At 57.7% G+C, this 21,866-nt stretch carries 17 protein-coding genes; 9 read left to right on the top strand and 8 right to left on the bottom strand.

Annotated features, from left to right (window positions below):
- Positions 1 to 48 precede the first annotated feature (48 nt).
- The 7 genes from EDB95_RS27910 to EDB95_RS21235 all read left to right on the top strand — a co-directional run bounded on the left by EDB95_RS27910 (position 49) and on the right by EDB95_RS21235 (position 10,071).
- Positions 49 to 183, top strand: coding sequence for a hypothetical protein (locus EDB95_RS27910; RefSeq protein WP_262710552.1), 135 nt, complete (start codon positions 49 to 51; stop codon positions 181 to 183).
- A 23-nt stretch (positions 184 to 206) separates the two neighbouring features.
- The gene (gene ytxJ, locus EDB95_RS21260; protein ID WP_133996946.1) at positions 207 to 539 is read left to right on the top strand and encodes a bacillithiol system redox-active protein YtxJ; all 333 of its coding nucleotides are present in this window, start codon (positions 207 to 209) and stop codon (positions 537 to 539) included.
- A 171-nt stretch (positions 540 to 710) separates the two neighbouring features.
- Positions 711 to 1,067 carry a hypothetical protein gene (locus tag EDB95_RS21255; protein WP_133996943.1) on the top strand — a complete coding sequence of 119 codons (357 nt, stop codon included), beginning with the start codon at positions 711 to 713 and terminating at the stop codon, positions 1,065 to 1,067.
- 83 nt (positions 1,068 to 1,150) lie between these two features.
- Entirely contained in the window at positions 1,151 to 4,405 is a 3,255-nt protein-coding gene (locus EDB95_RS21250; RefSeq protein WP_133996940.1) for an efflux RND transporter permease subunit, read from the top strand.
- Positions 4,406 to 4,415: 10 nt separating this feature from the next.
- On the top strand, positions 4,416 to 5,495 hold the full coding sequence (locus EDB95_RS21245; protein WP_162852712.1) for an efflux RND transporter periplasmic adaptor subunit: 1,080 nt from the start codon (positions 4,416 to 4,418) through the stop codon (positions 5,493 to 5,495).
- Positions 5,496 to 5,506: 11 nt separating this feature from the next.
- Complete coding sequence (locus EDB95_RS21240) at positions 5,507 to 6,916, top strand: TolC family protein (protein WP_133996934.1); 1,410 nt, start codon at positions 5,507 to 5,509, stop codon at positions 6,914 to 6,916.
- A gap of 8 nt (positions 6,917 to 6,924) precedes the next feature.
- Complete coding sequence (locus EDB95_RS21235; RefSeq protein WP_133996931.1) at positions 6,925 to 10,071, top strand: efflux RND transporter permease subunit; 3,147 nt, start codon at positions 6,925 to 6,927, stop codon at positions 10,069 to 10,071.
- Between the two features lie 53 nt (positions 10,072 to 10,124).
- On the opposite strand, the gene EDB95_RS21230 is transcribed toward EDB95_RS21235, so the two are convergent.
- The gene (locus EDB95_RS21230; protein WP_133996928.1) at positions 10,125 to 11,486 is read right to left on the bottom strand and encodes a HAMP domain-containing sensor histidine kinase; all 1,362 of its coding nucleotides are present in this window, start codon (positions 11,484 to 11,486) and stop codon (positions 10,125 to 10,127) included.
- Positions 11,487 to 11,509: 23 nt separating this feature from the next.
- On the bottom strand, positions 11,510 to 12,202 hold the full coding sequence (locus tag EDB95_RS21225; protein ID WP_133996925.1) for a response regulator transcription factor: 693 nt from the start codon (positions 12,200 to 12,202) through the stop codon (positions 11,510 to 11,512).
- A gap of 139 nt (positions 12,203 to 12,341) precedes the next feature.
- Here EDB95_RS21225 and EDB95_RS21220 point away from each other — a divergent pair, with 139 nt between their 5' ends.
- Entirely contained in the window at positions 12,342 to 12,842 is a 501-nt protein-coding gene (locus EDB95_RS21220) for a PepSY-like domain-containing protein (RefSeq protein ID WP_133996922.1), read from the top strand.
- 1 nt (position 12,843) lies between these two features.
- Here the strand turns inward: EDB95_RS21220 and EDB95_RS21215 are convergent, their stop codons facing one another.
- Positions 12,844 to 14,049 carry a sensor histidine kinase gene (locus tag EDB95_RS21215; protein WP_133996919.1) on the bottom strand — a complete coding sequence of 402 codons (1,206 nt, stop codon included), beginning with the start codon at positions 14,047 to 14,049 and terminating at the stop codon, positions 12,844 to 12,846.
- A gap of 10 nt (positions 14,050 to 14,059) precedes the next feature.
- Positions 14,060 to 15,415, bottom strand: coding sequence for a sigma-54-dependent transcriptional regulator (locus tag EDB95_RS21210; RefSeq protein WP_133996916.1), 1,356 nt, complete (start codon positions 15,413 to 15,415; stop codon positions 14,060 to 14,062).
- An 87-nt stretch (positions 15,416 to 15,502) separates the two neighbouring features.
- On the opposite strand from EDB95_RS21210, the gene EDB95_RS21205 reads away from it, so the two are divergent.
- Complete coding sequence (locus tag EDB95_RS21205) at positions 15,503 to 16,876, top strand: Gfo/Idh/MocA family protein (protein WP_133996913.1); 1,374 nt, start codon at positions 15,503 to 15,505, stop codon at positions 16,874 to 16,876.
- On the opposite strand, the gene EDB95_RS21200 is transcribed toward EDB95_RS21205, so the two are convergent.
- The 4 genes from EDB95_RS21200 to EDB95_RS21185 are packed head-to-tail and all read right to left on the bottom strand — an operon-like array spanning position 16,787 to position 21,858.
- Complete coding sequence (locus tag EDB95_RS21200) at positions 16,787 to 17,155, bottom strand: DUF2752 domain-containing protein (RefSeq protein WP_133996910.1); 369 nt, start codon at positions 17,153 to 17,155, stop codon at positions 16,787 to 16,789. The two genes, EDB95_RS21205 and EDB95_RS21200, sit on opposite strands and share 90 nt — an antisense overlap.
- Positions 17,124 to 17,441, bottom strand: a complete 318-nt coding sequence (locus EDB95_RS21195) for a zinc-ribbon domain and TM2 domain-containing protein (RefSeq protein WP_133996908.1) — start codon at positions 17,439 to 17,441, stop codon at positions 17,124 to 17,126. Before EDB95_RS21195 ends, EDB95_RS21200 begins: the two co-directional genes overlap by 32 nt.
- A gap of 36 nt (positions 17,442 to 17,477) precedes the next feature.
- The gene (locus EDB95_RS21190; RefSeq protein ID WP_133996905.1) at positions 17,478 to 18,611 is read right to left on the bottom strand and encodes an efflux RND transporter periplasmic adaptor subunit; all 1,134 of its coding nucleotides are present in this window, start codon (positions 18,609 to 18,611) and stop codon (positions 17,478 to 17,480) included.
- Positions 18,589 to 21,858, bottom strand: coding sequence for an efflux RND transporter permease subunit (locus EDB95_RS21185; RefSeq protein WP_133996902.1), 3,270 nt, complete (start codon positions 21,856 to 21,858; stop codon positions 18,589 to 18,591). Before EDB95_RS21185 ends, EDB95_RS21190 begins: the two co-directional genes overlap by 23 nt.
- Positions 21,859 to 21,866: the final 8 nt, after the last annotated feature.

Below are 21,866 nucleotides of genomic sequence, written 5' to 3'. Positions count from 1 at the left end.
CCCTGTAGCATTTTTTACTTACCTGCAAAACCAAAAATGTACCGAGCAATGAAAAAGAATGCAATTGCCGTTGTTATCCTCGTCGTATTGATCGCCACCGTCATGGCCAGCTGCGGAACGTCTTCCTCGCTGAAAAGAAGCCGCATCGGTTGCCCCTCCACGAGGTATTCCATTGGTTATTAAGAGCCGCAGCGTACCTTTGCGGCATGAATTGGATCGATTTGACCGATGCCTCGGGCGTTGACCGGCTTGTCGAGCAGTCAAAAACGAGGCCCCAGGTGATCTTTAAGCACAGTACCCGCTGTTCGATCAGCAGTACTGCGAAGTTCCGCCTGGAAAGTGCCAAAGGAAGTGAAACTGTGGACTTCTATTACCTGGACCTCCTGTCCTACAGGAGCCTGTCCGGGTTGATCGCCGAACGTTTCGGGGTGCCCCATGCCTCTCCGCAGGTATTGGTCATCAAGGACGGGCGGTGCGTGTTTGACGAAAGCCACCTGGGGATCCGTATGGACGAGATCCTGGCCCAGGCGGCCGCATAGAATTGCGGCGGCGACCTAAGCGGACAATTTAGGCCGCCGCCGCAATATCGCTAATGATTGCCCCGCACCTTTTTCATTTCTTTAAGGATTTAATCGGTAACTTGGCGGCAAATTTTCCTTCCTATCCACGGCACGGCACATACACGAAACCGCAAGGAGCCATTCAGGGATTTGGCTTCTAAAGCACTTGTATCCGTCGCCTATTTACTTTTCTTCAGCGTTCAGATTTGTTTCAGGTATACCGCCCCGTCGGTGGACCTGGACGAATATGCTTCGGTCATCAAAACCAGCGGGCATACCGGACCACAGGTGCAAACCATCGTCACCGGAATTGCCCAGCACGGTAAGCGTCACATCCTCAACAAACGCTTTCAGCCGGGGGACGCCGCTGCGGTGTCTTCCCTGGAATTCCACCTTGAACCGGTGACGTATCCCGTCCTGGAAGTATTCATTCCCGCCGTCGACCCGATCGTTTCCAGGGATCGCGCGGCTGCCTTGCTGAGGGGCCCCCCTGTGCGTGTGTGTTAGCCTTCCCTTTCTTTATCTTTTTTGGCTGGCCGATTAGCCTCGTATAGGCTCATACCGCCAGCCTCCACAAATACGCTTTTTTAATGATACGTGCAGCATTAAAAAGACCCATCACCATCCTGGTGTTGTTCATGGGCCTTTTACTGTTCTCCATCATGGCGCTCCGGAAAATACCCATCGATATTTTCCCACAGCTTAACCTCCCCGTTATCTATGTCATCGAGCAATACGGGGGGATGTCCGCGCGCCAGATGGAGGGCTTCTTTGCCACCCGCATGCAGGACCAGTTCCTATATGTCAACGGTGTCAAAAACATCGAAAGCAAGAATATCCAAGGCCTGTCCCTGATCAAGCTGACCTTTTATGAAAGTACCGACATGGCCGAAGCCTCGGCACAGGTCGCCTTGCAGGTCAACCGGACCATGGCCTTTTTCCCGCCGGGCGCCCTTCCGCCCCAGGTCATCCGTTTCGACGCCTCCTCCCTTCCGGTGGGTGAGCTCGTCTTTAGCAGCAAGACCCGCACCCTGGCGGATATTTTCGACCTGGCCATGACCCGGATACGGCCCCTTTTCGCCACCATTCCCGGGCTGACCGCTCCCCCGCCCTTCGGGTCCAACGCCCGGACGGTGGTCATCAACGTCGATCCGCAGAAGCTCCTGTCCTTCAATCTCTCCGCCGACGAGGTGGTGAATGCCATCACACAGAACAACGCCATGACGCCCTCCGGGAACCTCCGTGTGGGCAATATTATGTACGTCACCAGTGTGAACTCCCTCGAAGACCAGGTCAAGGAATTTGGAGACATTCCCATCAAAAGCAACGGCAGCACGTCGGTCTTCGTCCGCGACGTGGCGAAAGTGGAAGACGCCACGGACATCACCGTGGACTATGCCCTGGTGAACGGCAAACGGTCCGTATACATGCCCATCGTCAAGACGCCGGACGCGTCCACACTTACGGTGGTCAACATGCTCAAGGACAAGATCGCCGAGATGAAAAGCCTGTTGCCGCCGGACGTGGATGTGAGCTATAAATTCGACCAGAGCGTTTTCGTCATCAACGCTGCCAAAAGCCTGATGACCGAGGGCATCCTGGGGGCCATCCTGACGGGTTTGACGGTTTTACTTTTCCTAAAGGACTGGAGAAGTAGCCTGGTGGTGATCATCACCATCCCGATCTCCGTTTTGGGGGCCATTTTTTTCCTCAATCTGACAGGCCAGACGATCAACATCATGACGCTGAGTGGCCTGTCCCTGGCCATCGGTATCCTCGTCGACCAGGCCACCGTGACGATAGAAAACATTCACCAGCACCTGGAGCGGGGCAAAAGTAAGCGGCGCGCCATCCTGGATGCCTGCCAGGAGGTTGCCTTCCCGGAATTCCTGATCCTTCTTTGTATCCTGGCGGTGTTCGCCCCGGCCTTTGTCATGAATGGCGTACCTAAGGCCATGTTCCTGCCGCTGTCCCTGTCGATCGGGTTTGCGATGATCGTGTCTTATGTGGCGGCGCAAACGCTGGTGCCGGTGATCTCGAACTGGCTGTTGAAGCACGGCGGGCCGCTGGTGCCGCATGGCGACGACGCAGCTACCGCGCACAGCGAACCACATGCGACGCAGGTCGGCGACGGTGCAGCCACCGCGCAGGAGGCGCAGAGCGCCCACGGCGCCCACGCGCAGGAAGAGGGCTTCTTCCAACGCATGAAAGACGCGTTACACAGCCGCCTCGAAAAATGGATGCCGCGGCGGAAGACGGTCGTCCTTTTGTACCTGGGTCTTTCGCTGACCGGCGCGGCGGTCTGTCTGACGGTGATCGGCAAGGACCTCCTGCCAAAGAGCAACGTAGGCCAGCTCCAGCTCCGCCTCCGCGAACCCGACGGCACACGCCTCGAAGTCACCGAACGCGCCACCAAAGGCGTCCTCGACATCCTCGACTCTACCGTCGACCACCACATCGACGTTACGTCCGCTTATGTCGGCCTCGTCCCTTCCAGCTTCGGCAGCTCCAACCTCTATATCTTCAACAGCGGTACCCACGAAGCCGTCATCCAGGTCAACCTTGACGATCACTTCAAGGGCAACGTCGAAGAACTCAAGGATCAGCTCCGAAAAAACATCCTGGCTCGCTACCCTGAACTCCGTCTCTCCTTCGAGCCCATCGAGCTCACCGAGAAGATCATGTCCCAGGGCGCTTCCACCCCCATCGAGGTCCGCGTCGCCGGCAAGAACATCGAGAATATCGAACAATATGCCGACAGGCTCGTCGATACCCTAAGTCATATCTCTTTTCTCAGGGATGTCCAGATCGCCCAGCCTCTCAAATTCCCCGTCGTCGACATCAATGTAGACCGGCAGCGTTTGTCCCTGATGGGGCTTAGCCTGGACAATATTTCCAAGAGCATCACCGACGTGACCAGTTCCAGCCGGTTCACCAATAAGAACCTGTGGCTGGACGACCGGAACTCCTACACCTACCAGACACAGGTGGAAGTACCGGAATACATGATGACCTCCCTGGAACAGCTCCGGAACGCGCCCCTGGTTGCAGGACAGATGCGGCCCGTCCTCTCCGACGTCGCCACCATCCGTATCGATACCTTGCCCGGGGAATACGACCGGTCGGGGCCGAGGCGTTTTGTCACCGTCAGCGCCAACATCTACAAAAAGGACCTGGGCGCCGCCACCAACGCCGTCCAAAAAGCCATCAATTCCCTGGGCACGCCGCCCTCCGGCATGGTGGCCCAGATCAAAGGGATGTCCTCCCTCCTGACCGAAACCCTGGATTCGCTTCAAAGCGGGCTCCTGGCAGCCATCATCGTCATCTTGCTCCTGCTGGCCGCCAACTACCAGTCCTTTGGGGTCGCCATCAGTGTCCTGGCAACGGTGCCGGCGGTGCTCCTGGGCTCGCTGGTCATCCTCCTGGCGACCGGGGCTACCCTCAATCTGCAGTCGTACATGGGGATCATTATGTCCATCGGCGTATCCGTCGCCAACGCGCTGCTGATCGTCACCAATGCGGAAAACCTGCGGCTGGAATACAAAGATCCCTTCAAGGCCGCCATCGTCAGCGCCGCTATGCGTTTCCGGCCCATCCTGATGACCAGTGCGGCCATGATCGTGGGGATGATCCCTATGGCGAGCGGCCTCGGGGAATCGGGCGACCAGACCGCCCCATTGGGGCGCGCCGTCATCGGCGGACTAGCCGCCTCGACTTTCGCCGCTTTGTTCATGGTCCCCCTCGTGTATGGCTGGATACAGCAAAAAACATCCTTCCGGTCGGCTTCCTTGTACCCTGGCGACAATGAAGATGAACCAGGTGATCTTATTCAAACTACTCATTAACTTATCCGATATGAATCGCGTTACATTACTGATACCCTTTATCATTCTCCTGGCCGCCTGCGGGCACCAACAAGAAGCCGACCCCGCGGTCGCCTCCGCCGCAGCGCCCCATTATTCGCTGGCCGCAGCCAGTAAAACACCAGTGGAACAGGTAGAACAGCTCCCTGCCCAACTGGCCGCCTACCAGGAAGTATCCATCTTCCCGAAGGTCAATGGATATGTGCAATCCGTCCTTGTCGATATTGGATCTCACGTCCGGCAGGGTCAGCTGCTCATGGTGCTCGTCGCCCCGGAATTGGAACAAGCCACGCTTCAGGCAAAAGAGAAATTCGAACGCGCGAAGGCGGACTTTACGATCAGCAAGGAAGAATACGAACGGCTTACAGAAGCTGCAGCGACACCGGGGGCCGTGTCTCCCCTGCAACTGGCCGCCGCCAAGGCCAAAGCCTCCGCCGACAGCTCCCTCGCCAATGCGGAAAGGGCCAATTGGCAGCAACAGCAGGTCATGGGTTCCTATCTCAACGTCACGGCGCCGTTCACAGGGGTGATCACGGCCCGAAACGTCCACCCGGGCGCCCTCGTCAGTGCGGCAGCCAAGGATGCGCCCCCCATGCTGGAGCTAAAACAAATCGAACACTTGCGTCTGCAGGTGGACATACCGGAACATATCGCGGAAGACCTTCGCAATAGCGACACCCTGTCCTTTTACCTGACGGCGTACCCCGGGAAAGCCTTTACGGGACGCATCGCCAGGAAGTCGATGAATATCTCGCCTCAATTCCGGAGCGAGCGGGTGGAACTGGATGTGTATAATCAAAGCGAAACCCTTACGCCGGGTATGTTCGCCACGGTATTGTTCACGTCAAAGGGGAATCCCAGCGCGCTATCCGTTCCCAAATCAGCGGTCGTCACCTCCACCGAACGGAAATACGTCATCGTCATAATAGACGGGAAAACCCACAAGGTCGACGTGTCCACGGGCAATCAGTCCGCCAGCCAAATCGAGGTCTTCGGAGCGCTGAACCCCGGGGATTCCGTCATTGCCAACGCCAACGACGAAATCAAAGACAACATTACCATCAAGCAATAAACCGGACCAACATGATCATTCAACATATACGAAGGTTCTACCTGTGCGCCGTCTTGGGACTCGTGTCGGGAGCCGCCTTCTCCCAGGCTACGGGTTCGACTGCGGCTACGACTGCGCAAGACAGCACGGGCGGCCCCCTGTCTGTCCTCGTCGACGCCGCCACCCGCCATCTTCCCTTGCTGTCTCAGAAAAAGGCCCTGGTGAGCAGTGCGCAGGCAGGTGTTTCCTATGCCCGAAACAGTTTTCTGCCCAGCGCCATGGCGCTGGACGAGGTGAATATGGCATCCGCCAATTCCCTCCCGGGGGCTTACGAGTCTTTCGGCATCATCCCCTCCGTGAGCAGCAGCGTTCGCAGCGCGGAGAACTGGCAGGCGGCCACCGGGAACATAGGCGTGCTGTACAGCGAATACGAGCTCGTCAATTTCGGCCTTCGGAAAGCAAAGGTCAGTAACGCTCAGTCGCTCGTCGGCGTGCGCCAGGCCGACCTGGATTTCCAAACCTATCTCCTCGAAGAACAGGTCAGCAAGCTCTATTTCGAACTCCTGAAGAGCAAATACCAATTGGCAGTCGATCAACAGAATATCCTCCGTTATTCGACGGTCGATACCGTGATCCACGCCCTGACCTTCAGCGGCATACGGGCAGGGGTCGATTCATCCCTGGCCCAGGCGGAGCTGTCCAAGGCCCGGGTAGCCTATAACGAGCGGCTGGGCACCATCGCCCAGCTTACCCAGGAGATGGCCTACCTCACCGGCCTGGCTCCGGACAAGGTAAGCGTAGATACGATGGCGACACACCCGATGATGCCTTCCCTGGATACCCCCGCGGGTAGCAACCCCTTTCTCAACTATTACCTTCAGCAAAAGCAGTATTACCTGTCCTCGGAAACCCTGGTGAAAAAAAGCTATCTGCCCAAGATCATCCTTTCCGGGGGCGCCTGGGGCCGGGGCTCCAGCATAGCGTATAACGATCAGTACAAGGACATGGGCACCGGCCTGGGCTACCAACGGTACAACTATATGGTTGGGCTGACATTTGCTTATAACCTTTTCGACCCTGTCCATCGGAGAGACGCGCTAACGCAAGCCCGCTTCGAAACCCAATCCACGGACTACGCCCTTCAGCAGGAGCAATTAGACCTGAATTCGGCCGCAGCCCAGGCCCAGGAGGCCATCCGGGAAGCCGAGGCCAACCTCCGGGAGATCCCCATTCAGATCAAGGCCGCCGGTGATGCGTATAACCAAAAACTGGCACAGTATAGGGCCGGCCTCATCAACCTGGTGGACCTGACCGAAGCGACCTACGTCCTGTATAGCGCCCAGATATCTTATGCCGAAACGCTCAACAACTGGTACCTGGCGAATCTCGACAGGGCCACCGCGACAGGCAACCTCAACCAATTTATTCAAAGCATCAAATAACCCTCCTGATGATACGAGCAGCCTTAAAAAGGCCCATCACTATCCTGGTGATGTTCATGGGTCTTTTGTTGTTCTCCGTGATGGCCGTGCGTAGCATACCCGTTGACATCTTCCCCCAGCTCAACCTACCGGTCATCTATGTGATCGAGCAGTACGGAGGGATGTCCGCCCGCCAGATGGAAGGTTTCTTCGCGACCCGCATGCAGGACCAGTTCCTGTATGTCAACGGTGTGAAAAATATCGAAAGTAAAAACATCCAGGGGCTCTCCCTGATCAAGCTCACCTTCTACGAGAATACCGACATGGCCGAGGCCTCCGCCCAGGTGGCCCTGCAGGTCAACCGGACCATGGCCTTTTTCCCACCGGGCGCCCTGCCACCCCAGGTCATCCGTTTCGACGCTTCTTCCCTACCCGTGGGCGAACTCGTCTTTAGCAGCAAGACCCGGACCCTGGCGGATATCTTCGACCTGGCCATGACCAGGATCCGCCCCCTGTTCGCCACCATCCCCGGTCTTACCGCTCCCCCGCCCTTCGGGTCCAACGCACGGACGATGGTCATCAATGTGGATCCCCAAAAACTCCAGGCATTCAACCTCTCTGCCGACCAGGTCGTGAACGCCATCACCCGGAACAACACCATGACCCCTTCCGGGAACCTCAGGATGGGCAAGATCATGTATGTCACCAGTGTGAACTCCCTGGAGGATAGTGTCCGGAATTTCGACGACATCCCTATCCAAAGTCAGGGAGCGGCGACGGTGTATGTGCGGGACGTAGCCAAGGTGGAGGATGGGACGGACGTAACGGTCGACTATTCCCTGGTGAACGGAAAGCGTTCCGTCTATATGCCCATCGTCAAGACCCCCGATGCCTCCACCCTGACGGTGGTCAACACGCTCAAAGAACGTATCCCGGAAATGAAAAGCCTGTTGCCGGCGGACGTGGAGGTGAGCTATAAATTCGACCAGAGCGTTTTTGTCATCAACGCCGCCAAAAGCCTGATGACCGAGGGCATCCTGGGGGCGATCCTGACGGGTTTGACCGTTTTGCTTTTCCTCAGGGACTGGCGGAGCAGCCTCGTGGTCATCATCACCATCCCGATCGCCATCTTAGGCGCCGTGTTTTTCCTACACCTCTGCGGGCAGACGATCAACATCATGACCCTGAGCGGTCTTTCCTTAGCCATCGGTATCCTCGTGGATGAATCCACGGTGACTATAGAGAACATCCACCAGCACCTGGAAATGGGTAAGTCCAAGCAGCTGGCGATCTGGAACGCCTGCCAGGAGATCGCTTTCCCAAAGCTCCTGATCCTGCTCTGTATCCTGGCCGTCTTCGCGCCGGCCTTTGTCATGAATGGGGTCCCCAAGGCCATGTTCCTGCCGCTGTCCCTGTCGATCGGGTTCGCCATGATCGTCTCCTTCTTGTCGTCCCAGACCATCGTACCCGTGATCTCGAACTGGCTACTGAGGGAGGAGATGTACCGGCACGCACACAAGGAGGAAAATGACTACTTCGGAATCGTCAAACAAGCCCTCGCCGACCGGCTGAAAAAATGGATGCCCCGTCGAAAACTCGTGGTGATGATCTACCTGGCCTTCACGCTCACCGGGGCAGGCCTCTGTCTGGTCATCATCGGCAAGGATCTCCTGCCCAAAAACAACGTGGGCCAGCTCCAGCTCCGCCTCCGCGAACCCGACGGCACACGCCTCGAAGTCACCGAACGCGCCACCAAAGGCGTCCTCGACATCCTCGACTCCACCGTCGACCACCACATCGACGTTACGTCCGCTTATGTCGGCCTCGTCCCTTCCAGCTTCGGCACTTCCAACCTTTATATCTTCAACAGCGGTACCCACGAAGCCGTCATCCAGGTCAACCTTGACGATCACTTCAAGGGCAACGTCGAAGAACTCAAGGATCAGCTCCGAAAAAACATCCTGGCCCGATACCCCGAACTCCATCTCTCCTTCGAGCCCATCGAGCTCACCGAGAAGATCATGTCCCAGGGCGCTTCCACCCCCATCGAGGTCCGCGTCGCCGGCAAGAACATCGAGAACATCGAACAATATGCCGACAGGCTCGTCGATACCCTAAGTCATATCTCTTTTCTCAGGGACGTCCAGATCGCCCAGCCCCTCAAATTCCCTGTCGTCAACATCGCCGCAGACCGGCAAAGAATCGCCATGATGGGGTTGAATTTGAGGGACGTATCAAAAAGCATCACCGACCTGACCAGCTCCAGCCGCTTTACCGACAAAAATCTATGGCTGGACAACCGGAACTCCTACACCTACCAGACACAGGTGGAAGTGCCGGAATATATGATGACCTCCCTGGAACAGCTCCGGAATGCGCCCCTGGTCGCGGGACAGGTGCGACCCATCCTCTCCGACGTCGCCAGCCTTCGTATCGATACCTTACCCGGGGAATACGACCGGGCGGGACCGAGGCGTTTTGTCACCGTCAGCGCCAACATCTACAAAAAGGACCTGGGCGCCGCCACCAACGCCGTCCAAAAAGCCATCAATTCCCTAGGCACGCCGCCCTCCGGCATGGTGGCCCAGATCAAGGGAATGTCCTCTTTGCTCACAGAAACCCTCGACTCCCTTCAGAGTGGGCTCCTGGCGGCTATCATTGTCATCTTGCTCCTGCTGGCCGCCAACTACCAGTCCTTTGGCATGGCCATCAGCGTCCTGTCCACCGTACCGGCGGTGCTCATCGGCTCCATGACCTTATTGCTGGCAACCGGGGCCACCCTGAACCTGCAATCGTATATGGGGATCATTATGTCCATCGGCGTATCCGTCGCCAATGCGCTGTTGATCGTGACCAATGCAGAACACCTCCGGTTGGAATATAAGGACCCGTTCAAGGCCGCCATCGCCAGCGCCTCCATGCGTTTCCGGCCCATCCTGATGACCACCCTGGCGATGATCGTGGGGATGATCCCCATGGCGAGCGGCCTCGGGGAATCCGGTGACCAGACGGCACCGCTGGGACGCGCCGTCATCGGCGGGCTGATCGCGTCTACCTTTTCCGCCTTGCTGATCATCCCGCTGGTGTTCGGCTGGATCCAGCAGAAAAAGACCTTTGCCTCCGTTTCTTTGCTACCGGAGGATGAGGAACCAATGGCTTTAACCCTTACAGCGTGATGTACCCATTATGTGTGAAAACGGCCGGCTCTTCTGGGCCGGCTTTTTTGTGCTCAAACCTTCGCTGAAGAAGGAGGCAATGTCACGATAAAGGTGGTACTCCGAAGGTCCCGGTCCCCGGTCACTTCGATCGTGCCCTTGTGCAGGCGTATGATACTCCGGGCGAGCGTCAGCCCGAGTCCCCAGCCGCTATAGTCGCCGGCGGTGCCCCCCCGGAAAAAGGGCTGAAAGATTTTGTCGTAGTCTTCCTCGTTGATGGGATTGCCGTTGGTGGTGACGCAAACGCTGATCCCCTGCCGGGCATAGTATAGGTGTACTTCTACAGTATGGTCCGCGGCGTATTTACAGCCGTTCTCCACGACATTCCGAAAGGCACTGTAGAGGAGCTCATAGCTGCCGAACACCAGGCAATCGGGTTCGTCCTCGGGGAATTCGCCGAAATGAAGGTCGACAATATATTGCCGGCGGAGTTGCCCCATGTCGGAGGCAACCTTTAGCAAAACCTCGTCCACCCGGACGCCCGTCAGCTCCATGCCTCCACTCGTGTCGGCCTTGGCCAGCTCCAGCAGGCTCCGCGTCAGGCGGCGCAGTTGGATGACGTCTTCGTGGACGGACAACAAGACCTGTTTGTATTCCGCTCCGCCGCGCTCCCGTTGCAAGGCTACTTCGAGCTGGCTGGAGATGGACGTCAGCGGCGTCGACAGCTCGTGGGACGCATTGGCGATAAACCGGCGTTGCATATCAAAGGATTCCTGGAGACGGTCCAGGAGACGGTTGAAGGTATCCGCCAGCTGGCTCAGCTCGTCCTTATTGTCCCCGGCGTCGATACGGTGCGCCAGGTTGTCCGAGGAAAGGTCGTTGACTTCCCGGATGATGGTCGTTACGGGCCGGATCAGGCGTCTTGCAAAAATGCTGCCCGCGATGGCGGTCAGCAACACCGACACGGGAAGGCTCCCCAGGAGGATCTTGAGCAGCTCGTCCAGGCGGGCCAGCCCTTCGACATCGCGCGCCGCTACCGCCACGATGACCTCCTTTCCCCCTGCCCTTCGCTTCAAAGCGATCGCCTCCCGCGTGTCCAGCGTAAAAAAGGCTTCGCCTGTCCGTCCGACCGCCTGGAGCGTTTGCGGATCGAGGGCGAAACGCTGGGTGTCCTTGCCCTGAAATTGAAAGACCGGTGGCTCCCCGGCCTGGAACAGGGCAATCGTGCGCCGCGGCAAAAAACCCGCCGACAGCGATGAATCCATACCTGACAGTCGCGCATAAGCGCTGTCCCCTAAGAGGTCATACAATTGCGCGCTATAGTTGGCCCTGCTTTTCAGGTGAGCCCGGAAGGCTTCCCGGCGCTCCAGGGCGAAAAGGTAATACACCGACGCGGCGAGCAGGGCGATGATCCCGCTCACCAGCAATACAAACAACAATTGTATTTTATACCTAATGGTCAAAGCAGATGGTCTTTGAGGATGTACCCTCTCCCCACCAGGGTATGGATCAATTTGGGGTTGAAATCCCGGTCGATCTTTTTACGCAGAAAGTTCACGTATACATCGATCACATTGGTCCTTGTTTCCCAGTCGATGTCCCAGACATCCCGGGCAATGTCCACCCGGGACACGATCTTGTTCTTATTCCGAACGAGGTATTCCAACAACTGGAATTCCTTGGCCGTAAGCGCAATCGCCAGGCCGTCCCGGGTCACTTCCTGTGTGTCCAGGTACATGGTCAGGTTGGCCGCGTGGAGATACCGCTTTTCAGCGACAAACGCCGGAGACCGTCTGAGCAAGACCCCGACACGCGCCACCAGCTCCTTGAAGTCGAAGGGTTTGACAATATAGTCGTCCGCACCCGCCTGGAAGCCGTTGAGCTTGTGTTCGGTCGTACCCAGGGCGGTCAGGAGGATGATTTTGGCGTGCTCGTCGGAAGCCCGGACGAGCCGGCAAAGCTCGTATCCGTCGAGGAGGGGGAGGTTGATGTCGATGATGTACAGGTCATAAGGGGTCTCCTGGGACCGTTTTTTACCCTCCAGGCCGTCCCGGGCGATATCCACCGAAAACTGTTGTTCACCCAGCCCCTGTTGCAGGGATTCCGCGATCTTTCTTTCGTCTTCCACCAGGAGAATGCGGGCGCTTTCCATGAGACAAAGATAGCTTCCGGCAGGGGGCGGTGCGCATTTTAATCCCCTTTTAATCACAGACGGTAAATCCTGTTAAACAACGCCCCGGATTTTCCGGAACGCCGCGTCCCTGTTTACTTTTGAATCAAATAACAGCATCATGAAAACACTATTTTTTCTACTCCTGATAGGGGCCGTGTCCCCCACCCTTGCGGCGTATAAACCGACAGGCACCGTCCCTGCCGCCGTGACTTCCTCTTTTGAAAAACGCTATCCCGACGCCCTGGTCAAAAAGTGGATGCCGGTGAGCCTCAATGACTATGCCGTCCGCTTCAAGCTCCATGACGTCAAGTATACCGCCGTTTTCCAAACCAATGGGAAATGGGAAAAAACCGTCCGGATCTACGCGCCGACCCACCGGATTCCCGATGGCGTCCGGCAGGGTTTCCGGCACAGCGGGTATGAGGGTTGTAACATCGACGGGATCAAAGAGGTTATTACACCCGAGGGAAGCACGTATGTCATCGCGGTGGATGATGGCAATTACTATGATTCCGATCACCACGACGTCTTTACAACAGATTACCTGCTGACCTTTACAGCGGATGGGAAAATGATCGGTGCGCACAGGGCGGAATTCCGCGACAGCGCGGGGTTGTAACTCAGGTCTTCGCCCCGGGCAGCTCGAAGCTAAACGCGGACCCATACCCCGGCTCGCTCCACACCCCGACGGTGCCCCCCTGGGCTTCGATAAATTCCTTGGAAATAGCCAGCCCCAGACCGCTGCCGGTCTGATCCCGGTTGCCGGGAACGCGAAAGTACCGGTCGAAGAGTTTCGGCAGGTACTTTGCATCTATACCGGGGCCCTGGTCACGGACGACAAAACCCACGGTCCCTTGGTCGTGTGCCTGTACGGTCACCGTGACGAGCCCATCCTCCCGGGAATAGCGGATGGCGTTGGTGAGGTAGTTGATCAGGACCCAGGACGACTTTTCCGCATCTGCATAGACCAGATAGTCTTCGTCCTGGACATCCGTGACGATCTGGATGCTTTTCTGGTGGGCCTGGAAGGACACCGCTCGGGTGGCCGTTTCTACGATCAGCGAGGGCGCCACGAGGTTGATCTGGAGCTGGATACGACCCGTCTCCGCCTGGGTGAGGTGGAGCAGTTCACCCGTGATGCGCAGGAGACGGTTGGCGTCGTCGGTGACCTGGCCGACCAATTCCTTCTGCTCCGCGTTCAGGGCACCGACCCGTTCGTCTTCCAGGAGGCGCCCGGCCATTTTTATGGAGGACAAGGGGGTTTTGAGCTCGTGGGAAATCGTGGCGATAAAATTGGTTTTGGCCTCGTTTTGCTCCTGGATGGGGCGGGACACCGCCTCGGGGAAGTTCAGGATAAAGAGCAGGGCGACCAGGGTCAGGGCCGCAACGATCAGGCTCATCCAGAGAATGGCCCGGTGGGCCGTATTGGTCGCCACCTGGCTTTTGCGCTGGATCGGCCGTTCGTTGACTTCGGAAATGCCATAAAGAAGTTGCCGGACACGGGGGTAAAGGGTGCTGTCGGCGGGGTGCTGTTTCAGGCTGTCGAAAGCGGCCCTCAGGGCTGAAGTAAGGGCGCCCTCTCCTGGTTCGGTAACGTTGTGCTCCTGGAGGACAAGGGCGCGTTCAAAAGCGGCGAAGCCAGAATCGCGCGTGTCCAGGCTTTCCAGCATGGTCCCGCAGTAAAGCACCGAATTCTGGTTGTCCCGCAGGACCGCCTCCGAATCGGCAGCGAGCCGGTGAACGGAATAAATACCCACTGCACCCAGGGCAAGGATGACCAGGAAGAGGAAAATCAGGCCCGCGGTGAGTTTGGTTTTGAGTTGCATGTCCCTGTTTTTACCGCCCTTCGTCCAGCTTATACTCGTCGATCTTCCGGTAGAGGGTCGTCAGCCCGATATTGAGCAGGCGCGCTGCTTCCGCCTTGTTCCATTTGGTATGGTTTAGGACGCGCTGGATGTGTAATTTTTCTACGCTCGCCAGGTCAAAGGCACTCAGGACGTGGGGCGCGCTGTGGGGAACGGACATCTGGATGTCGAGGGGGAGGTCTTCGGGGGAAAGCACACCGCCCTCCGCCAGGATAACGGCCCTTTCCAGGACGTTTTTGAGCTCCCGGATGTTGCCCTTCCATTCATGGGCCTCCAGGAGGCTCAGCGCTTGCGGATCGAGGGTAAGCCCCTTCCGGTTGGTTTTACTGGAAAAAACCTCCAGGTAATGGTTGGCCAGGGCCGGTATGTCGTCCTTTCTGGACCGCAGCGGAGGCAGTTCGATGGTAAACACGTTGAGCCGGTAGAGCAGGTCTTCCCGGAAGTGACCCGTCTTGACTTCTTCGGCGAGGTCGCGGTTGGTCGCCGCGATGATCCGGACATCCACCCGTAAGGTCTTGGTGTCCCCTACCTTTATAAACTCCTTGCTTTCCAGGACGCGGAGGAGTTTGGCCTGGAGCTCCATCGGCATTTCACCGATCTCGTCAAGAAAAAGCGTGCCCCCCTGGGCTTCTTCGATAAGTCCCTTTTTGTCCTTCGTTGCCCCGGTGAACGCCCCGGCCTTGTGGCCGAAGATCTCGCTTTCGAGCAGCTCTTTGGAAAAGGCGCTGCAATTGATGGCGACAAAAGGTTTGTTTTTACGGCTGCTTTCCTGGTGGATGGCTTGCGCAAATACTTCTTTTCCGGTACCCGTCTCTCCTGTCAGCAAAACGGTCGTCGGTGTATCCGCTACTTTTCGTGCCAGTGCAATGGCCTGGCGGAGGGAGGCTGACTTGCCGATGATGCTGTCCCAGGCGTATTGTTTGCCCACCCGGGCTTCAAGCTGGGTGATGCGTCGCTGCATCTGGACGCGTTCTTCCGCCCGGGCCACGAGCGGGATGATCTTGTCGTTGTCGTCGCCTTTAGTGATATAGTCAAAGGCGCCGTTTTTGATGGCCTTTACACTGTCGGGTATATTCCCATAAGCAGTGAGCAGGATGATCTCCGTCAGCGGCGACTTTTCCCGGATCTGCTGGACCGCCTCCACCCCGCTGCCGTCGGGGAGCTTTACATCACAGATGACAACGTCGATTTCCTGTTGTTGCAGCGATTGCAAACCCTGGCGGAGGTTGCCCGCCTGCAGGAGCTGATAGCCTTCGAGTTGGAGGATACGAGCCAGGAGCTGGCGCAGCTTCTCCTCGTCGTCGATGATCAGAATAGTGGAGGACATAATCTTACAAAAGTAACGACTGGCGCGGGAAAAATTGCGCAATCGATTGATGCATTTTTAGTTGGAAAAGATCCCGATATTCACGCCATGCATACCAGAAGAGACTTCGTCAAAAACGTATCCCTGGCGTCTGCCGGGCTATTTGCGGGATCCAATGTATTGGCCGGATCCCTGATACCGGGTTTGAACCTGGACGCCAAAGCGGTGCGCCTTGGCATTATTGGCGTGGGTTTCCGTGGGGAAAGCCACCTTGCGCTGGCACTCCGCCGCCCGGACGTGGAAGTCGTCGCCATCTGCGATGTGGATGACCAGATGCTCCAAAGGGCGCACAACATCATTGCCAAATCCGGCAAACCCGCGCCAAAGGTATTTACCGGGAGTGACTATGCCTACCGTGACCTGCTTGCCCTCCAGGGGTTGGACGGGGTCATCATCGCCACGCCCTGGGAATGGCACGCGCCCATGGTGCTCGACGCACTTGCGGCGGGGATCAAATACGTGGCGACGGAAGTCATCCTGGGGATCACCCTCCAGGACCATTGGGACGTGGTCAAGGCCGCGGAAAGCCGGAAGGCGCACGTGATGATGCTGGAAAACGTCTGTTATCGCCGGGATGTGATGGCAGTGCTGAATATGGTTCGACAGGGTGTTTTTGGAGAGCTGTTGCACCTCCAGGGAGGCTACCAGCACGACCTGAGGGGCGTGAAGTTCAACGACGGCCAGCCCCCCTACAACCACGGCGTGGAGTTTGGCCCCAAGGCCTTCTCCGAAGCCCGCTGGCGGACCAACCACTCGGTACACCGGAACGGCGACCTTTATCCTACACACGGCGTCGGTCCGCTGGCTATGATGACGGGGATCAACCGGGGGAACCGCTTTTTGTCGCTGTCCAGTTTTGCCACCAAGACCCGGGGGCTGCACAATTATATCGTGGCAAACGGCGGAGAAAACCATCCCAACGCCAAGGTGCGTTTCCGGTTGGGCGACATCGTGACCACACAGCTCCACTGTGCCAACGGAGAAACGATGCTTCTCCAGCACGATACCAATAACCCGCGCCCCTATTCCCTGGGCTTCCGGGTACAAGGCACCGAGGGGCTTTGGATGGACGTGGCGAATAGCGTCTATGTACAAGGTAAAAGCGCACACGAGGACGAGTGGGACGTGGCCACGGACTGGCTGAAGAAATACGACCACCCGCTTTGGCAACGCTGGAGCAAGGATACCGAGGGCGCCGGGCATGGAGGCATGGACTTTTTTGTACTCCATGGCTTCGTGGAAGCGATCAAGAGAGGTGTCGCCACGCCGATGGATGTCTACGACGCCGCCACCTGGAGCGTCATCACCCCTTTGAGCGAGTCGTCCATCGAGCTAGGATTCCAGACGGTGGATTTCCCCGATTTCACGAGCGGGCAGTGGATGTACCGCGCCAACGATTTTGCGGCGGGAGACGAGTTTTAGGAGGGCCTGCACGTACAGCGCCCCGAGCAACGGGATCCGCAAGGCGTTGAGCTTATTGAGCCGCCACGCCGCCATGGGGTCCAGGTGCAACACCGCGGACAACCCGCGGAGCGTCCCGCATCCATAACAAGGATGCCCGGTCATCAGCTTGAACAAACAAAATGAAAGGTCCCGGTCTCCTGCGTGATAGTCCACGCAAAAGACCAGGACGGGTGCCGCCAGGAGCGCAAGCGCCCAGACGGTGCGTTTACTTCCTGACCAACGGTCTGCCCAGGCCATCCCGGTAGCTGCCAACGATGATCATAATAAGGTCTACAAGCTGCCAGATACCACACCCGCCGAGGGTGAGGAGTTGGGCGATGCCGATGCCGGTCTTTTTGGTGTAAAAGCTGTGTACGCCTAACCAGCCGAGGAACCAGCAGAGGAGAAGCGCGGTAAGCCAGTCATAGCCGACGAGGTCTGGGTCGGCGACTTTGGATACGGGTACATTGCCTGTGAGAACGCCGCATTTGACGCAAACGACTGCGTTATCGTCGATCTGGGCGCCGCAGTTGGAACAATACATAAGCGGTTCTTTGTTTTTGTACGCCCAAGATAATGATTATTTGGAGGCCGGCGTTATTTTCGTATTCGACAGCGCGGATCCGTCCCGGATCTCTTCCGAAGCCGCCGTTACCAGTGTATCTCCTTCCTTTAGGTCTCCATACACCTCGATCCGCCCGCTGGCTTCCCGGCCGGTCTTTACGGTAATCCATTCGGCCTTGCCGTTGTTGGCCCGGATGACAAAAATCTTCTCAGTCGAATTGACGACGGCCGTGCGCGGTACCAGGAAGGTGCTGTCATTGGAGGGCAGGGGGACGCTGACCTCGGCGACCATACCGGGCAGCAGTTGATTCCGGGGGTTTTCGACGTCCATTTCTATGCGTTCAGAGCGGAGACGGTTGTCGATGGCCCCGGCAAGCCGGCGGACGCGGGCGGTAAAGGGCTGGTTGGGCAGGGCCTTGACCGTGAATTTGACAATGTCCTTGTCGCTAAGATAGCCGGTGTAGAGCTCCGGCACGGAGACGACCAGACGCAGCAGGCTTTGTTGCTGGAGGGTGAACATCGGCAGGTCCTGGCCCTTGCCCGAAGGACCGACATAAGCCCCCGGGTTGATGTTACGCGCGCTGATGACGCCGCTGAACGGCGCCTTGAGCACGAGGTAGTCCCGGGTATCCACCGCTTCCTTCAGGTTGGAGCGCGCCGCTTCGAGCTGGGCGGAGTCCGAATTCTTGCGGGCGGCCGCCTGGTCCAGGTCGTTCTGGGAGATCGTGCCCGGGGTCAGGCTGGTCTCGTACATGCGGTCGTAGTTGGCCTTGCTGGCGATAAATATGGATTCCTGCGCCTTGACGCGGGCGGAGGCGGCGTCGATCTGCGAGGTAATCTCCGGGGCCTCCATGGTGGCCAGGATCTGCCCGGTGGTCACTTCGGAGCCAATATCGACATACAGCTTTTTGACAAAGCTGTTGACCTTTGCATAGAGGTCTACCTGTTGATAGGCGATCAGCTCACCGGGAACGTTGAAATCGGTGGAAAGCTTTCCCTTTTGCAACGCGAACGTATTCGTGACCACGGGCGCAGCAGCGGTCGTGTCGTTGTCGGGTTTGGCGGAGGAACTGCCGCAGCTGTCCATGAGGAAACCGGAAGCCAGCAGGGCGCCGAGAATCAGGCGGCTATTGATGAGCGTCATGTTCATACAATGAAGGGATAAAGTGTTCACTTTCTTTGTCTTCGGGGTCCAGGGACACCGACTTCGTGGAGGTCTTGTTCTGTACCCACGAAAATACGAGGGGCAGGATGAAAAGGGCGGCAAAAGTAGAGGCTACGAGCCCGCCGATGACGGCGCGGCCCAGGGGAGCGACCTGTCCCCCGCCCTCGCTCAAACCGGAGGCCATGGGGACCATCCCGACCACCATCGCAACGGCGGTCATGATGATGGGCCGGATACGAAGACCGGCCGCTTCTTTGGCGGAAGCTACCGCGTCCCCATTCTTCATTCGCAGGGTTTCTGCGTTGGTGATCAGGAGGACGGAGTTGGAGATCGATACGCCCACCGACATGATGATCCCCATATAGCTCTGGAGGTTGAGGGTTTCTCCCATCGCCATGAGCAGCAGCAGGGATCCCAATATGACCGCGGGCACCGTAAACAGCACGACCATGGAGACCTGGAAGGACTGGAAGTTGGCCGCCAGCATCAGGAAGATGACGACGATGGCGACGATCAGTCCTGTCTGTAAACTGTCCAGGGTATCCGTCAGGGTCGGGCTGAGACCACGCACCTCCAGGGAAATGCCGCGGGGCGTGGGACCAAGCTCCTGGAGCGCCTTGTTGACGTCCCTGGTGGCGGTACCCTGGTCCGTATTATGAAGGTTGGCCGTCACCGATAGTTCCGAAATGGCGCCGATGTCGTCGGCCTCCCCATAAAGGGTGCCCTTGGTGATCGTCGCGACGTCCCCCAATACAGGGCGCGGCTGGTTCGACTGTAGCGGGATCTCTTTGATGTCGTCGATGCTCGTCATCTGGTTCTCCGGTACTTCGACCTGGACGAGGTAACCGAGACCCACTTTCGGATCCATCCAAACGTTTTTGTCGGTGAACCGGGAAGAGCTTGTCGCGGGAACCATGGCCCGGCCGATGCCGTTGACATCGACCCCCATCTGGGCAGCCCGGACACGGTCGATGTTGATGTTGATCGCCGGGTAGCGGATGGACTGGCCGATTTGCACGTCACGCATATAAGGGATCCCTTTGAGCTTGTCCACAATCTTGAAGGCCTCGGTCTCGTTTAATTCGTGGTTTTTGCCGGAGATCATGATTTCCACAGGTGTGGGCGATCCCTGCGAAAGGATCTTGTCGGTGAGCTCGATGGGTTCAAAGGAAACCCTGACCTCGGGTTGGGTTTCGGACATCGCTCTGCGGAAGCGCTCCTTCAGGTCTTCCAGGTTGACCTTATAGCCTTCCTTCAGGGCGACCTGGAGCACTCCGTCCTGGGGCCCGCTCATAAAGAGGTAGATGGGGTCCGTGGAGAAGGTGGAGGGGTGGTTTCCCACAAACGCGGAGGTGATCTCCACGTTGTCATGTCCCACCAGGCTGTCCAGGATGTGGAGGGTCCGGATCATCGTCATTTCCGTCCGCTCCAAACGGGTACCGTCCGGGTTGCGCAGACGCACTTGGAACTGGCTCCCGTTGGTCCGGGGCAAAACGTCCCGGCCGATCCGGCTCAGCAGAAAACCGGACACCAGCAGCGTGAGCACCACATACACGATGGTGATGATGGCCCGGTGCGGGAAAAACCGGTCCAGGAAACGCAGGTAGCGCGCCCGGAAGCGATCGAAAAGGGGCACCTTCCCGCTTTTAGTGCGGTGCTCGGCCACCACGGCGGTTTTGTCCGCCCAGCCTTTGTCCCGCCCCTCGGCATGCAGCGCCTTGAACTCCTCTTCGTCGGATTGTTTGCCTTTGTTGTGTCCCTTCATCAACCAGTTCCCCATGACCGGTACAAAGGTCTGGGCCATGAGGTAGGAGGTAATCATGGAAAAAGCAATGGCCAGCGAAAGCGGCATAAAAAGCGATCCCGGGATACCGCCCATGGTAAACGCGGGGGCAAAAACCGACAGGATACAAAACAGGATGAGGAGTTTTGGAAAAGCAATTTCCTTACAGGCATCCCAGATCGCCAGCGACTTGGGTTTGCCCATGTCCAGGTGTTGGTGGATGTTCTCGATCGTCACCGTCGATTCATCCACGAGGATACCGATGGCCAGGGACAGACCGCTCAGCGTCATGATGTTGATCGTCTGTCCAAATAAGTTGAGGAAAAGTACACCCGAAATGATACAGGTGGGGATGGTCAGGATGACGATCAAGGCACCCCGGACGTCCCCGAGGAAAAGAAGCACCATCAAACCGGTCAGGATGGCCCCGATCGCCCCTTCGCTCATCAGGCTTTTGACCGCATTGATGACATAGACGCTCTGGTCGAACTCATAGGACAGCTTTACGTCGGGGGGAAGGTTGTTTTGAAAACGGGGGATGGCCTTTTTGAGGTTTTGAACCACCTCCCAGGTGGAGGCGGCGGCGGACTTGGTGATCGGCAGGTAGACGGAGCGCTTCCCGTTGACCAGCGCATAGCTGGACGTAATGTCCGCACCGTCCTCCACCTTTGCCACGTCCTTCAGATAAAGGTTCTGCACCCCTTGTCCCACGTACAGGGGAATATTCTCGAAGTCCTTGACGGTGGGCTCTGTGGCATTACTGGGCGTAAGGTAGTTGATGTCCCCGATCCGGACGTTGCCCGCCGGGGTGTTTTGGTTGTTCCGGTCAAGGGCGGCGACCACCTGGTCGGCCGTCAGGTTATGTATCCTCAGCAGCTCGGGATCCACCTTGATGACGATCGTCCGGACGTTCCCCCCGAAAGGCGCGGGGGATACCAGCCCGGGAACGCTGGTGAACTGGGCGCGGACATACACGTTGGCCATGTCCATGAGCTCGTTGTTCGACCGGATCGGGCTGCTGAGGACAAGTTCTCCCACGGGCAGGGTCGATGCGTCGAACCGGAGGATAAAGGGGGGCTGGGAACCCGGTGGAAAGATCGCCTGGGCGCGGCCCGCGTAAGCGGTGACTTCCGCGGCCGCCTGGGCCATGTTCGTACCGGGATAAAAGGTCAGCTTGATCAGGGTAAGCCCCTGGATATTCTTTGTCTCGATGCTTTTCACACCGGAGACGTACAACAGCAGGTTGACGTATTGCTTTCCGAAGTAAGCCTCCATCTGGGCCGGGGTATACCCACCGTAAGGGTGCGACAGGTAAATGACCGGCAGGTCGAGCTGGGGGAAGATGTCGATCTTGATCGAGTTGACCGCCTTGATTCCAAAGAAAAACAACCCTGCTACCAGTACCAGTATCGAAATCGGTTTTCTAAGCGCAAATTTTATGATTCCCATGACCTTTC

It is taken from the genome of Dinghuibacter silviterrae (assembly GCF_004366355.1).
In the GTDB taxonomy this organism is placed as follows: domain Bacteria; phylum Bacteroidota; class Bacteroidia; order Chitinophagales; family Chitinophagaceae; genus Dinghuibacter; species Dinghuibacter silviterrae.
The sequence above is the reverse complement of the archived record's forward strand: the minus strand, read 5'-3'. Positions and strand labels throughout refer to the sequence as shown.